This is a genomic window from Providencia sp. CIM-Carb-044, assembly GCF_033901115.1.
In the GTDB taxonomy this organism is placed as follows: domain Bacteria; phylum Pseudomonadota; class Gammaproteobacteria; order Enterobacterales; family Enterobacteriaceae; genus Providencia; species Providencia hangzhouensis.
The window spans coordinates 497,326-510,209 of sequence record NZ_JAXADV010000002.1; the positions used below are offsets into that span (position 1 = coordinate 497,326).

The window sequence follows — 12,884 nt, forward strand, 5'->3', positions numbered from 1 at the left end:
CATGACTGAACAGAGCAATACCCCTATTTTGGTTGTGGAAGATGAACCCAAGCTAGGCCAACTGCTGTTCGATTACTTACAAGCTGCAAATTATCAACCCGCATTAATTGCACGGGGTGACCAAGTAATCGACTATGTTAAACAACATCAACCTGCACTCATTTTATTAGATTTAATGTTACCCGGTATGGACGGCATTTCAGTATGTCGTGAACTGCGAAAATTCAGTGATGTTCCCATTATTATGGTGACAGCAAAAACCGAAGAAATTGACCGTTTATTAGGGTTAGAAATTGGGGCTGACGACTATATTTGTAAGCCTTTTAGCCCGCGAGAAGTCGTGGCTCGAGTCAAAACGATTCTACGCCGTTGCCAGCCAAATATGGCAACTAGCAATAACCAAACTAATAGTAATAATCAATCCAAGCTTATTATTGATGAAAATGCATTTCAAGTACGCTATGGCTCACACTTACTTGAACTCACGCCCGCTGAATTTCGGCTACTCAAGTTTATGTCTGATAATGCAGGTATGGTGTTTTCTCGCGACCAGTTACTGGATATCTTATATGACGACCACCGCGTAGTAACGGACCGTACAATTGATAGTCACGTCAAAAATTTACGCCGTAAATTAGAGTCCCTCGATAACGAAAAAACCTTTATTCGTTCAATATACGGCCTCGGCTACCGTTGGGATGAATGTTAAGTAATCAATAGACATACTATTCTTGTGGGATATTTGGTTTTTTTATCAAATGGGAGTAAAATCCTCATCCCTTAAAAACACTCTCTCGTATGAGTGAGTGCTGACTTGACATCAGATAGAGAATAACCATGTTTACACCAGAGCTTTTATCCCCTGCCGGTTCATTAAAAAATATGCGTTACGCCTTCGCGTATGGCGCAGACGCCGTTTATGCAGGACAGCCCCGTTACAGCTTGCGCGTACGAAATAACGAATTTAATCACGAAAACTTAGCTAAAGGCATTCAGGAAGCCCATGAGTTGGGTAAAAAGTTTTATGTGGTGGTGAATATTGCCCCTCATAATGCGAAATTAAAAACCTTTATTCGTGATTTAACCCCCGTCATTGAAATGGGCCCAGATGCTCTGATCATGTCTGACCCTGGCCTTATTATGATGGTTCGTGAAGCGTTTCCTGAGATGGATATTCATTTATCTGTGCAGGCCAATGCAGTTAACTGGGCATCGGTGAAGTTTTGGAAACAAATGGGCTTAACACGTGTGATCTTATCTCGCGAATTATCCCTCGAAGAAATTGCTGAAATTCGTCAACAAGTACCGGAAATCGAACTTGAAGTCTTTGTCCATGGTGCCCTTTGTATGGCCTATTCCGGCCGTTGTTTACTTTCCGGTTATATTAATAAACGCGACCCAAATCAAGGGACTTGCACCAATGCTTGCCGCTGGGAATATAACGTACAAGAAGGTAAAGAAGATGATGTGGGTAATATTGTCCATGTGCATGAACCGATCCCTGTACAAAATGTAGCACCAACTTTAGGTGCGGGCGCGCCAACAGATAAAGTCTTTATGATAGAAGAAGCTAAACGTCCAGGCGAATATATGACGGCCTTTGAAGACGAACATGGCACTTATATCATGAACTCTAAAGATTTACGTGCAATCGAACACGTTGAAAACCTAACAAAAATGGGTGTTCACTCATTAAAAATTGAAGGCCGCACAAAATCGTTTTATTACTGTGCTCGTACTGCACAAGTCTATAGACGTGCGATTGACGATGCTGTCGCAGGAAAACCCTTTGACCCAACGTTGTTATCTACTTTAGAAGGGTTAGCACACCGTGGTTACACTGAAGGTTTCTTGCGTCGCCACACTCACGATGCCTACCAAACCTATGAATATGGCTATTCTGTTTCTGAAACTCAGCAATTTGTGGGTGAATTCACAGGTAAACGTGTCAATGGTATGGCTGAGGTTGATGTAAAAAATAAATTTAGCGTTGGGGATAGCTTAGAGATGATGACCCCGGCGGGTAATATTGTCTTTACTTTGGACTCATTAGCAAACCGCAAAGGTGAAGCGATTGATGTTGCACCCGGTAACGGCCATGTAGTTTACCTGCCAATCCCTGAGGATGTCGATGTTAATTTTGGTTTGTTGATCCGTAACTTAGCAGGAACAACGACCCGCGCACCTCACCAAACTCAGGCAGAAAAACAAATTGCAGGCTAACCGCCACTCCGTGTTTTTTAAATAGTTTGTTCGCTAAAAGCCAAAATCTCATCGTTTAACGTTTTGATATTTTGGCTTTTTTTTATCTATAATATGATATTATTTCACTTTATATGCGTTTTCTTATATGAGAATCATTCGCGTTATTGACATTTACATTGAAAAGTGCACTGAATATCCAATTTTATGCAACAGATCACATCAATTGGCTATTCAATATCGTATAGTCACTCTTGAAAACGAAGAACTAGAAAGTCATAAAATAAGACTAGGAACCACCTCCTTGGCTGGCTCAATCTCCCTTGAGCTAGCCATTTCTTTTATCTGCAATTTCTATTTCATTTCTCTTGTTAACGCTATTACTGTAAAAAATCTAAAATAAGCTCATCAATATCTTATAAATCCATTTATACTCATTTTAACGAATATTTGCCATATGTTAAGCCGAATGGATGGGTATATATGAATCAATATCAGTCAGCCATGATTATCCTTAATGGTAAACAAGCCAATCACGCTGAGCTGCGAAAGGCCATTACTCACTTACGTAATGAAGGCCATCAAATTCAAGTCCGTATTCCGTGGGAATTGGATGATACTTATTATTTTATTTCTCAGGCAATAAAACACGGCGTTGATACCATCATTGCCGCAGGAGGTGACGGCACAGTAAATGCGGTTGCCAGTACCTTGATGAAGTTCCCGAGTGACTCTCGCCCTACTTTAGGAATTCTCCCGATGGGAACGGCAAATGATTTTGCCACCAGCGCGAATATTCCACTGGATATTGAAGCCGCCCTTGCTCTCTCATTAAAAGGTAAAGCAGTTCCCATTGATATTGCGCAAGTCAATAAACAATATTATTTTCTCAATATGGCGACTGGCGGCTTTGGGACGCGTATTACCACCGAAACGCCTGAAGCACTGAAATCAGCATTGGGCGGTGCCGCTTACGTGATAAATGGCTTATTGCGCCCTGATACGCTGAAAACGGATATTTGCCGCATTGAGGGTGAAAACTTTAGTTGGGAAGGTGAAACGTTGGTCATCGCTGTCGGAAACGGCCGCCAAGCGGGCGGAGGGCAACAACTGACACCGCAAGCACTAATTAATGATGGCGCATTAAATTTACTGATTATTCCTGCAAGGGATGTCATACCCGCATTTTTAGCGAACCTATTTTCAGACGATAAAAACGAGCACTTGGTCGAAAAGCAATTATCATGGGTAAAAATCTCATCTCCTCACGATATGATCTTAAACCTTGATGGTGAGCCATTATCGGGAGATACCTTTACGTTCGCAGTGCAGCCGAATGCTATTCAGTGCCGGTTGCCGCCTCAATGTAACTTATTAGCTTAAAATATAACGAGAAAGCCCTAGTGTTCGGGCTTTCAATCATTACAGGCTACCACCATGCATGGAAGTGGTGTACTGGGCCAATCCCCTTGCCAACTTCTAAACTGTCCGCTTGCTCTAACGCAGCTTGTAAATAGGCTTTAGCCTGCGTAACCGCTTCTTGCCAATCAGAGCAACGAGGGCGCAGAGCAGCCAAAGCCGCTGACAAAGTACACCCAGTACCATGGGTATTTTTAGTATTTACGCGAATAGAGGTAAAGCGCCATTCACCTTCAGGTGTGATTAACCAATCAGGGCTTTCAGCATCACTTAGGTGCCCGCCTTTCATCAACACCGCTTGGCAACCTTTTTCAAGTAACTTATACCCCTGAGTCAACATTTGGCTTTCTGTTTGTGCAACTTTTTCGTCTAGTAATACCGCGGCTTCAGGGAGATTCGGTGTAATTATAGAAACGAGGGGCAATAATTGTTGGCGCAGTGCATCAACCGCATCGGGTAATAGTAACGGGTCGCCACTTTTAGCCACCATTACAGTATCCAATACCACATACGGAATAGGATATTGCTTCAGCGCCTTCGCCACAACTGCGATATTACTTTGGTTAAATAACATGCCGATTTTTGCGCTATCAATTCGCACATCACTGAGAACAGAGTCTAATTGTGCCGCCACAAATTCAGGGGGTAAGTCTTGGACGGATTGCACGCCTCGGGTATTTTGAGCCACCAATGCCGTCATCACACTCGTACCATAAGCCTCTAACGCAGAGAAAGTTTTTAAATCCGCCTGAATACCCGCCCCACCCGATGGGTCTGTTCCGGCTATGGTTAACGCATTGATCCTCATGAGTGATTCCCCTTTTCGGCTAAAGCATTTGAATAGATTGATAAGCGAGGTTTACTGAAATCATTTTAAATCAAACAATAAAACCGCCTTGATTGTCTCATATCATTTAACAAATACCAGCGGTTAGTGAATGAATTTTAATGACTTAGATAAAAAGGGGAAATATATTACACAGGAAAAATTAGCGCGACTTATAAGTACACATTAGGCAAATGAATATTACCGACACCTCGCTGTTTTAATAGCTGGGTAAATGTCTCTACTTCCGTTTGGGTTGCCGCAGGCCAGTTAGCCGCTTCATTTTTTACGCCATGTTGCTGAAAAGCATTAACTTTTATTCGTGTGTTTGCAGGAAGTTGATTTAAGAAATCAGCCAGTTTATCAATGTGTTCTAGATAATCTGTTTGCTGAGGAATATATAACAAACGCAATTCATACAATTTCCCCGCTTGGGCCAGAAATTGAATTGATTGAAATACACGTTGGTTATCTTTCCCAGTTAATCTTAAGGCACACTCATCACTCCATGACTTTAAGTCAATCATCACGCCATCAGTATACTCAATTACCTTACTCCACCCCGCAGAAGCAAGATGGCCATTACTGTCAATAAAGCAGGTTAAATGTTTCAGTTCCGGCGTGTCTTTGACCGCTTTAAATAATTCAATAATAAAGGGTAATTGTGTTGTTGCTTCCCCGCCACTAATGGTTATGCCATTCAGAAAGGCAACATTTTTTTTCAAGTCATTGATAGCATCATTAACACTTAATGATACTGTCATTGGGCTTGAATTCTTAGTGCACGTTTGCAAACAAGTGTCACAGAGCTGGCAGGCATCGCTATCCCATATAACCTTACCGTCAACAAATGATAACCCATTGTGAGGACAGGTTAAAACGCAGTCCCCACAGTGGTCACAAAGCGCCATAGTATATGGATTATGGCAATTCAAACAACGTAAATTGCAACCTTGCAAAAAGATAACATGTCGATTGCCCGGCCCATCTACGCAGGAAAAAGGAATAACCTTATTCAGCGTAGCGCATCGATTGCTCATTGCTGATGACTCGCTGCTGACGGGCTGTAATTTTACAGTTCTTAGTCGCTTCTTCACCTAACCAGGTAGTATTGCTTCTAGAACCTTGTTCTTTGTATTTTTCGATATCTGACAAACGCACCATATAGCCAGTGACACGGACTAAATCATTACTTGCCACGTTTGCGGTAAATTCGCGCATCCCACAACTAAACGCCCCTTTGCACAATTGCATTAATGCTTGCGGGTTTTGTTTAATCGTTTCATCGATGGTTAAAATGTCACTGATCCCAGATAAATAGTGTTTGTGATGAGGTGCAACGGCTTGAATATGCGACACAGGATCGGGTTCTTCACCATATGGAATACGAGCCCCCGGCGTCGTTCCTATGTCTGAGCTAATCCCAGATTGCGCATGAAGCATAGCTCGGTTTTTATAGCCATATTTAACCGGTGTTGTTTCAACAAAGTCTGCCAATTGTTCACTAATTTGATAAGACAATGGTAAAGCTGGTGAATTCGCTTGGTACTGGCCTTTCACGCCATCTTTTTCCATCAAGATATTCACGGCCTCTGCTAAACCATAAATACCAAACATCGGTGCAAAGCGTTCTGGCTCAATTAACCCCTCTTGAACAAGAAAACTGGTTTGGAAGAAATTAGATTCCTCATATAAAAATGCGCTACGTGTTTCAATGAGTTCCATTTGTAACTCACAATACTTTTTCAATTGCACATTTAAAAAATCAGCTGAATTTTGACTGCGTAACGCAACTTCGCGCAAATTAATACGAACTAAAGTGCTTCCGCCACCCGCAACAGGTAATGCATTATAACAACTGACAATACCGTAACCTTGTTTATCGAATGCCGCACTATGAACAATATCATTTGCAATATGTGGCTTACTACATTCACAAATATTCTCAATCGCTTGCAAGAAAAGCGACTCTGGTGTGCGTTGTGGGTGATAGACAAATGTCAGGTTAGGTGCGACTTGTTTCAGTTCTGCATCAATACGTAAAATCAAACGGCAAATAACGTTGTCATCAGGCCCATTATTGGCATGCATAAAAGCATCAGGTAGAGTTCGGTCTAACTGCACCCAGAATCTTTTTAGTTTTGGATACAGTTGTTCTTCTGTCAACTCACCCACGTATGGCATGAGGACTTTATCTAAATACCCTAAAAACACAGGGAAATTGGTTACCGAAGGGACGTGGTGGTACAAAATCATCAGATGATTAAGGGCGTCATCAAAGTCCTCAGCAGGGGCTAACTCTAAGTATTTTGAACCTTGCTTGAGGTATTTTACATAATCGGGCAATACATAACGTGGCTTATACGGTGCATTTCCTTCATACATATCACAAATAATACGTTCATTTAACGCATCCGTTAGGGGTTGGCTCATCGCAAGGTAAGGAATATTGCTATCGGCCTCTATCGCTAAAAAATTGGCTTTTTGTTTTGGTGATAATATTTTGTCTGTAGCGATAGCCAAGCATTTTGCTTGATATTCAGTCAGTGGTTCTTGGCGTTTCATCATGGTGATGTTCCTTTGTTAGTTAGAAGCCATAGTTACGCACAGCAATGTATATGCTATAAACCTTTAAGTACTCGCTCCTACCCGTGTTGACATGCAGCAGCTTATACCTGCCGCCTATAACACTCATTTCATCCCATTGAGACAAGTCATTATTTGACGTGCATCATACTTTTTAGATTTGTTTGCACGCTATTTTTCATAAATGTCTGCTCTATCAACATTACTAGTCGTAATCACCTAAATTGTTAAAAATATCTTTTATTACAAAAAGTTAAATACAACAATAATGAGTGACACAATGTTTTCTCTTATTCTTGATTAAAAAATTCTCTTTCATTTTTTCTTATCAAATAACGGCCTTATTAATAAGAAAATGAAATACCTTATCTATTATTATTGGTTATTTTTAGGAGGATTAGCCTATTCAATAACCAATCTGATAAGTTAACATCCAATTTATCTATCGGTTATCCTACTTAAAAACAGGCAAAATTAAACGGTTCTACCATGACCAGCCAATTATTATCCTTAACTATGTAATAAATACTGTTATATTCTGTACATCTTAATTAAAATAATTTCGCTCAAAATTATAATAATAATGCTAATCTGATAATCATTAGCGAGCTAATCATCATTTTTATATCTGCGATACAGAACTGGATTTACAATGAGAGTTTATAAAAACATACAGTTGGCCGTAGGTGCATCGCTACTCATGAGCGCCTCAATCTGCATATCATCGCCTGCCGTTGCACAAGAGCAATCGGAAAATTTATGGGATACATTTAAAAGTAATGTCAGTACCACATGGGACTCAGACAAATATGAGCTATACGTTCCCGCTGTGACTTGGCACAACCGTGCAATGTACGACAAGAAAAAAACAGATGAATATAACGAGCGCCCTTGGGGTCTGGGCTTTGGTAAATATCGTTATGATGAAGACAATGACTGGCATGCTATCTATGCAATGGCATTTAAAGATTCACATAATGATTGGGAGCCAATTGGTGGTTATGCATTCCAAAAAATGTGGATCCCCGGGGACATTGATGGTTTTCGCATGGGAGCTGGCTTCACTCTCAGTGTTACTGCTCGCAAGGATATGTACTATATTCCGATCCCAGCACCGCTTCCTCTGGTATCAGTGGAATATGACAAACTTTCGCTACAAGCCACTTATATTCCGGGAACTTATAATAACGGTAACGTATTATTCGCTTGGTTACGTTGGCAATGGTAATTTAAGTACTTCATTACTGTATAAAAAGGCCGGTGGGATATTCCCACCGACCTTTTTATTATCAGAAAATCAAATTTAGCTCAGCTGTTGGCTTTTAGCTAAATCTTGCTTTTTAGCCCCTGAGAACTGGTACCCAACCCATAGAACCGCTATCCATAATGGCATAATTAATACCGAGATACGTAAGCCGTCCATTGTCAGGATAATCCCTAAAATTAACAGCAAAAATGCTAAGCATAGATAGTTCCCAAATGGATACCAAATGCTTTTAAATTTCGTTTCAACACCTTGTTTGTTCATTGCCGCTCTGAACTTCAAATTTGAAACACAAATCATAATCCAGTTCAGAACTAACGTCGTCACAACCAATGACATTAATAATTCGAAAGCCTTACCTTCCATCACAAAGTTAATTAAAATCCCGCCAGAAGTCGCAATACCTGAAACTAATAAAGCCATGACTGGAACGCCACCTTTATTCACTTTTGCAAGAAATTTAGGTGCATTACTTTGTTGTGCCAAACCATACAACATACGGCTTGTCGCATAAGCCCCGCTGTTATAAACAGACAACGCAGCGATCAAAATGACAACGTTCAACGAATTAGCAACTAGTAAGTCCCCTAATTCGTGGAAAATTAATACAAATGGGCTTGTTTTGCCATCAAGGTCAACCCAAGGGTACAACGCTAACAATACGGCTAACGAGCCAATATAAAAAATCAAGATACGGTACACAACTTGGTTTATCGCTTTTGGAATGCTTTTATCTGGGTCTTCTGCCTCTGCGGCCGTAATACCGACTAGCTCTAAGCCCCCAAATGAAAACATAATAATAGCCAAAGCCATTATTAGCCCATTAAAGCCATTAGCAAAGAAACCGCCATACTCCCATAAGTTACTCACTTTCGCTTGTGAGCCACCATGACCGCTAAGTAGTAAGTAGCAACCAAAAATAATCATAGCTACGACAGCAATAACTTTTATCAATGCAAACCAGAATTCCGTTTCCCCATAAGAGCGAACATTAACCAAGTTAACGGCATTCACCGCAATAAAAAACACCGCGGCAGAAACCCATATCGGGAGCTCAGGCCACCAGTGTTGCATATATTTACCTGCGGCCGTCAGTTCTGTCATCCCAACAAGGATAAACATAACCCAGTAATTCCACCCTGAGAGGAAACCCGCAAACCCCCCCCAATACTTAAATGCAAAGTGGCTAAATGAACCCGCGACAGGTTCCTGAACAATCATTTCTCCCAACTGGCGCATGATAAGAAAAGCAATAAACCCACACAATGCATAGCCCAGTAAAACTGATGGCCCTGCCATTTGTATGGTTGTTGCTATTCCGAGGAATAACCCTGTACCAACAGCGCCTCCCAAAGCAATCAATTGGATATGCCTATTTTTTAATCCCCGCTTTAGCGTCTGTTGCTGTTGCGCCATAACTTTACCCTTTCGTCCTCTTACTTGCTTTTTATCGCCCAAACTAATGATAATGACACAAGTTTATTTGAATTTTCTTATTAACACTACATTCATCTGGCGCTGTTTTTACCCTATTCTACGAACCAGAAGCTGGTGCTATTAGTTATTTTTTTTCATCACATAACAAAATGATACCGCAGGATAGTTACCCCAACTCAATATCATGGATTGTGCATTAAAAAGCAAATTCAAAATGGTAACAAGTCAGTTACACGACAAATACCAAAAATAAAGTCCTCTCCACCTTGGTCGCACAGGCTATCCATCGCTAAAAGATAGAGAAAAATACAGGCCAAGATTGCGCTTATAACAATAATTAATTTACGACCAAACACCGATAATTCCTTCATATTTCTATGATGATTTTATTTTTCAAATGATTACAATACTAAGGTACTGCCATTTTATGATTGATATCACTTATGGCATTGCACGTAATGCGTTTATAAAATAAATGGTACTCTAATTTCGAGCCTTAAATTTGAGGAAAATATGCAATTGACCTCTTTTTACAAAAATTTCGCTCATTTTAGGTGCTATTGGCCATTAACTTATTCTGATTGTGCTTTTTTTATCCTAAAAATAGGAAATACCGCACAAGCAGCCTTTGTCATGATGAAATGAAGTTGTGTATACTTCTGCTACCGTAAAACTAGAAAACATTTGAGATGCCACAAGATAACCACTTAGCACTTGTTTATGCTTTGAGTAAATGGATAGAAGAACACTTAGGGCGCGTGATCCACTTAGAAGAGCTCGCGGCTTATTCAGGCTATTCACTTTGGCATATGCAAAAAATTTTTAAAGAAGTCACAGGGATTTCACTGGGTAAATACATCCGCCAACGCCGTCTTGCTGGTGCGGTTAACTTACTGCGCAACAGCAACCAGTCTATTTTCGATATCGCACTGGATTTTGGTTTTGGGTCACAGTCCCACTTTACCTATATGTTTCGTAAGGAATATGGCATTACGCCATTTGATTTTAGACAGAATGACCAAATCCAATTAGATGTTAAGCAACCGCTTCATTTGATTCATAATTATGAGTGAGAATATTTTAGCCGCATTAATCTATTGATTCACACACTGATGCTATAAAACATTGTCATTTCAACCTTTGACTATTGAACAGAGTTCCTGCGTTATATTCTGTTCAATTTCACATCAAATACCCATTATTCTAGTACGCGTAAAATTATAACTATTTGTATAATTTACATTCCGAATAATTGGAGTAAGGTATTGGCAGAAAGCACGAATTTTAGGAGGCATTGGATGTCAATCAAACTGGTCGCCATTGATTTAGATGGCACATTACTTAACTCCCAACACCAAATATCTCCCGTAGTAAAAGAGGCCATCACTCAAGCCAAGCAAAAAGGTGTCCATATTATTTTAGCCTCCGGTAGGCCATTTTCGGGTATATCCCCCTACCTGCGGGAATTAGATTTAAATACAGCGGATAACTACTGTATTAGTAATAATGGTAGTGTCATTCACCAAGCCAATGATGGCAGTCATCTGGCAGAAAATTTGTTAGATTTCGCTGACTTCCAATATTTTGAGGAACTGGCTAGAAATGTCGGGGTCCACATGCATGCTCTTGCGGATAACAGCATGTTCACGGCAAACCGCCATATTAGTCACTATACGGTGGCAGATGCTTATCTAACCCACACTCCGCTTATCTATTGCCCCGTTAATGAAATGGACTCTTCTCTGGAATTTACTAAGTTTATGATAATTGACCATCCAGAAAAATTAGATATGGGTATCAGCTATATTCCAGAGAATGTCTTTGATAATTACTCTTTAACTCGAACAAGCCCATATTTCCTTGAGGTATCAAATAAAACCTCAAGTAAAGGCGCTGCGTTAGAATGTATCTGTGAAAAACTAGGCATTACACCGGATAAAGTCATGAGTATTGGAGACCAAAACAATGATATTCAAATGCTGCAATACGCCAGTGTTTCTGTCGCAATGGGCAATGCTTTAGAGCCAATTCGCCAAATGGTTAAATTTGTCACCACAACCAATGATGAAGATGGTGTTGCTGTCGCCATTAATAAGTTTATTAATGTATAAGCCCGCAAAAAATTTCACTTCAGTATATTTTCCGTTGCAGCGCTTACACCAGTATGCGCTGCCATTTTTAACCGTGTATTGGTTTTTGCCTAGTCGCTAAAAAGCAAATCACCGACCCCATTGTCACCATTAACACACCCTGCCAAAAACTTAACGTTAATGCGGTACTTAACAACATAGACGCGAATGCTGTCGATATAACTGGAGTGAAATAAGAAAGCGTCCCTAGAAAAGCCACATTGCCCTTGATAACCGCAAATGTCCATAATGCATTCGCCCCACCAGTCGCAATAGAGGCAACGAGTAATAACAACAGGCTTTCGCTATTGATAATAAACGCTGTTGGCGTACTAAAAAAATACAAAATCCATAACCCAATAGAAGTCATGATGAAAAATAATACCATGCCATTGTGACCACCAGAAATACGCTTGGTAACATTACTATAAAATGACCAAACAATGGCTCCAATAAAAGCTAAAAAATAACAAAGTGGGTTACTTTGTATATTTGCCAAAATAGTTTGCACCGACAATGGCTGATTGCCTGAAATTACCCAGATCAACCCCATAAAAGCTAAAACCAACCCTAATCCTAATAATAAAGTGAAACGCTGGCGGTTAAAAAACACAGCAAGTGCGATAGTAAAACTTGGCCACAAATAATTCACCATACCAAGTTCAATAGCTTGTTGCCGGTTATTAGCTAATCCTAACGCCAAAACAAAACAGATTTCATAGCTAACAAATAACACCGTTCCCCAAAGCAAATAGCGTTTAGGATATTTCGTTATTTTTGGTATCCCCATAACGAGTACCAATACAAGCGAACCGACTGTATACACTAATGCAGCACCACCCACAGGCCCAAAGTTTTCACTTACACTACGGATCAGCCCTACCATTGTGCTCCACAACAAGATTGATATAACCCCATACAGCGTTGCGGCATACTGATTCAATTTCATAATTTTCTCAGCTATTTAGTTTCGAAATTGGTATTTATTGTAATAATACATTTATTTTATCACCTTAAAAAA

12 protein-coding genes are annotated in these 12,884 nt (G+C 40.2%); 6 read left to right on the top strand and 6 right to left on the bottom strand.

The annotated features are described in order from the left end of the window. The first annotated feature begins 1 nt into the window (after position 1). The 3 genes from baeR to yegS all read left to right on the top strand — a co-directional run bounded on the left by baeR (position 2) and on the right by yegS (position 3,585). Positions 2–709, top strand: coding sequence for a two-component system response regulator BaeR (gene baeR / locus SJ312_RS05570; protein ID WP_405029949.1), 708 nt, complete (start codon positions 2–4; stop codon positions 707–709). Between the two features lie 128 nt (positions 710–837). Continuing rightward, positions 838–2,223 (top strand): tRNA 5-hydroxyuridine modification protein YegQ, encoded by a 1,386-nt coding sequence (gene yegQ, locus SJ312_RS05575; protein WP_004253511.1) that lies wholly within the window; start codon positions 838–840, stop codon positions 2,221–2,223. A gap of 462 nt (positions 2,224–2,685) precedes the next feature. Further along, positions 2,686–3,585 carry a lipid kinase YegS gene (yegS, locus tag SJ312_RS05580; protein ID WP_096863891.1) on the top strand — a complete coding sequence of 300 codons (900 nt, stop codon included), beginning with the start codon at positions 2,686–2,688 and terminating at the stop codon, positions 3,583–3,585. Between the two features lie 46 nt (positions 3,586–3,631). Here the strand turns inward: yegS and thiD are convergent, their stop codons facing one another. The 3 genes from thiD to SJ312_RS05595 form a co-directional block, all read right to left on the bottom strand. Beyond that, on the bottom strand, positions 3,632–4,429 hold the full coding sequence (thiD, locus tag SJ312_RS05585; RefSeq protein WP_004253495.1) for a bifunctional hydroxymethylpyrimidine kinase/phosphomethylpyrimidine kinase: 798 nt from the start codon (positions 4,427–4,429) through the stop codon (positions 3,632–3,634). A gap of 191 nt (positions 4,430–4,620) precedes the next feature. Beyond that, positions 4,621–5,487 (bottom strand): YjjW family glycine radical enzyme activase, encoded by an 867-nt coding sequence (locus tag SJ312_RS05590; protein WP_319867156.1) that lies wholly within the window; start codon positions 5,485–5,487, stop codon positions 4,621–4,623. Then, entirely contained in the window at positions 5,459–7,015 is a 1,557-nt protein-coding gene (locus SJ312_RS05595; RefSeq protein WP_319867158.1) for a YjjI family glycine radical enzyme, read from the bottom strand. The genes SJ312_RS05590 and SJ312_RS05595 overlap by 29 nt, the downstream gene beginning before the upstream one ends. Positions 7,016–7,685: 670 nt before the next feature. Here SJ312_RS05595 and pagP point away from each other — a divergent pair. Further along, positions 7,686–8,261 carry a lipid IV(A) palmitoyltransferase PagP gene (gene pagP / locus SJ312_RS05600; protein ID WP_094960472.1) on the top strand — a complete coding sequence of 192 codons (576 nt, stop codon included), beginning with the start codon at positions 7,686–7,688 and terminating at the stop codon, positions 8,259–8,261. Between the two features lie 75 nt (positions 8,262–8,336). Here the strand turns inward: pagP and SJ312_RS05605 are convergent, their stop codons facing one another. Further along, positions 8,337–9,713 carry an amino acid permease gene (locus SJ312_RS05605; protein WP_036957645.1) on the bottom strand — a complete coding sequence of 459 codons (1,377 nt, stop codon included), beginning with the start codon at positions 9,711–9,713 and terminating at the stop codon, positions 8,337–8,339. Between the two features lie 230 nt (positions 9,714–9,943). Continuing rightward, positions 9,944–10,090, bottom strand: a complete 147-nt coding sequence (mgrB, locus tag SJ312_RS05610) for a PhoP/PhoQ regulator MgrB (protein ID WP_004253482.1) — start codon at positions 10,088–10,090, stop codon at positions 9,944–9,946. Positions 10,091–10,423: 333 nt separating this feature from the next. Here mgrB and SJ312_RS05615 point away from each other — a divergent pair, with 333 nt between their 5' ends. Both SJ312_RS05615 and yidA read left to right on the top strand, forming a co-directional pair. Beyond that, entirely contained in the window at positions 10,424–10,807 is a 384-nt protein-coding gene (locus tag SJ312_RS05615; protein ID WP_004253477.1) for a helix-turn-helix domain-containing protein, read from the top strand. Between the two features lie 225 nt (positions 10,808–11,032). After that, entirely contained in the window at positions 11,033–11,845 is an 813-nt protein-coding gene (gene yidA / locus SJ312_RS05620; RefSeq protein ID WP_004253474.1) for a sugar-phosphatase, read from the top strand. A gap of 67 nt (positions 11,846–11,912) precedes the next feature. Here yidA and yddG read toward each other — a convergent pair whose 3' ends face one another. Then, positions 11,913–12,812 carry an aromatic amino acid DMT transporter YddG gene (yddG, locus tag SJ312_RS05625; protein ID WP_094960471.1) on the bottom strand — a complete coding sequence of 300 codons (900 nt, stop codon included), beginning with the start codon at positions 12,810–12,812 and terminating at the stop codon, positions 11,913–11,915. Positions 12,813–12,884: the final 72 nt, after the last annotated feature.

Excerpts from the sequence above, each read along its gene's own strand:
- baeR (WP_405029949.1), top strand. The coding sequence starts at position 2 with ATGACTGAACAGAGCAATACCCCTATTTTGGTTGTGGAAGATGAACCC.
- yegQ (WP_004253511.1), top strand. The coding sequence starts at position 838 with ATGTTTACACCAGAGCTTTTATCCCCTGCCGGTTCATTAAAAAATATG.
- yegS (WP_096863891.1), top strand. The coding sequence starts at position 2,686 with ATGAATCAATATCAGTCAGCCATGATTATCCTTAATGGTAAACAAGCC.
- thiD (WP_004253495.1), bottom strand. The coding sequence starts at position 4,429 with ATGAGGATCAATGCGTTAACCATAGCCGGAACAGACCCATCGGGTGGG.
- SJ312_RS05590 (WP_319867156.1), bottom strand. The coding sequence starts at position 5,487 with ATGAGCAATCGATGCGCTACGCTGAATAAGGTTATTCCTTTTTCCTGC.
- SJ312_RS05595 (WP_319867158.1), bottom strand. The coding sequence starts at position 7,015 with ATGATGAAACGCCAAGAACCACTGACTGAATATCAAGCAAAATGCTTG.
- pagP (WP_094960472.1), top strand. The coding sequence starts at position 7,686 with ATGAGAGTTTATAAAAACATACAGTTGGCCGTAGGTGCATCGCTACTC.
- SJ312_RS05605 (WP_036957645.1), bottom strand. The coding sequence starts at position 9,713 with ATGGCGCAACAGCAACAGACGCTAAAGCGGGGATTAAAAAATAGGCAT.
- SJ312_RS05615 (WP_004253477.1), top strand. The coding sequence starts at position 10,424 with ATGCCACAAGATAACCACTTAGCACTTGTTTATGCTTTGAGTAAATGG.
- yidA (WP_004253474.1), top strand. The coding sequence starts at position 11,033 with ATGTCAATCAAACTGGTCGCCATTGATTTAGATGGCACATTACTTAAC.
- yddG (WP_094960471.1), bottom strand. The coding sequence starts at position 12,812 with ATGAAATTGAATCAGTATGCCGCAACGCTGTATGGGGTTATATCAATC.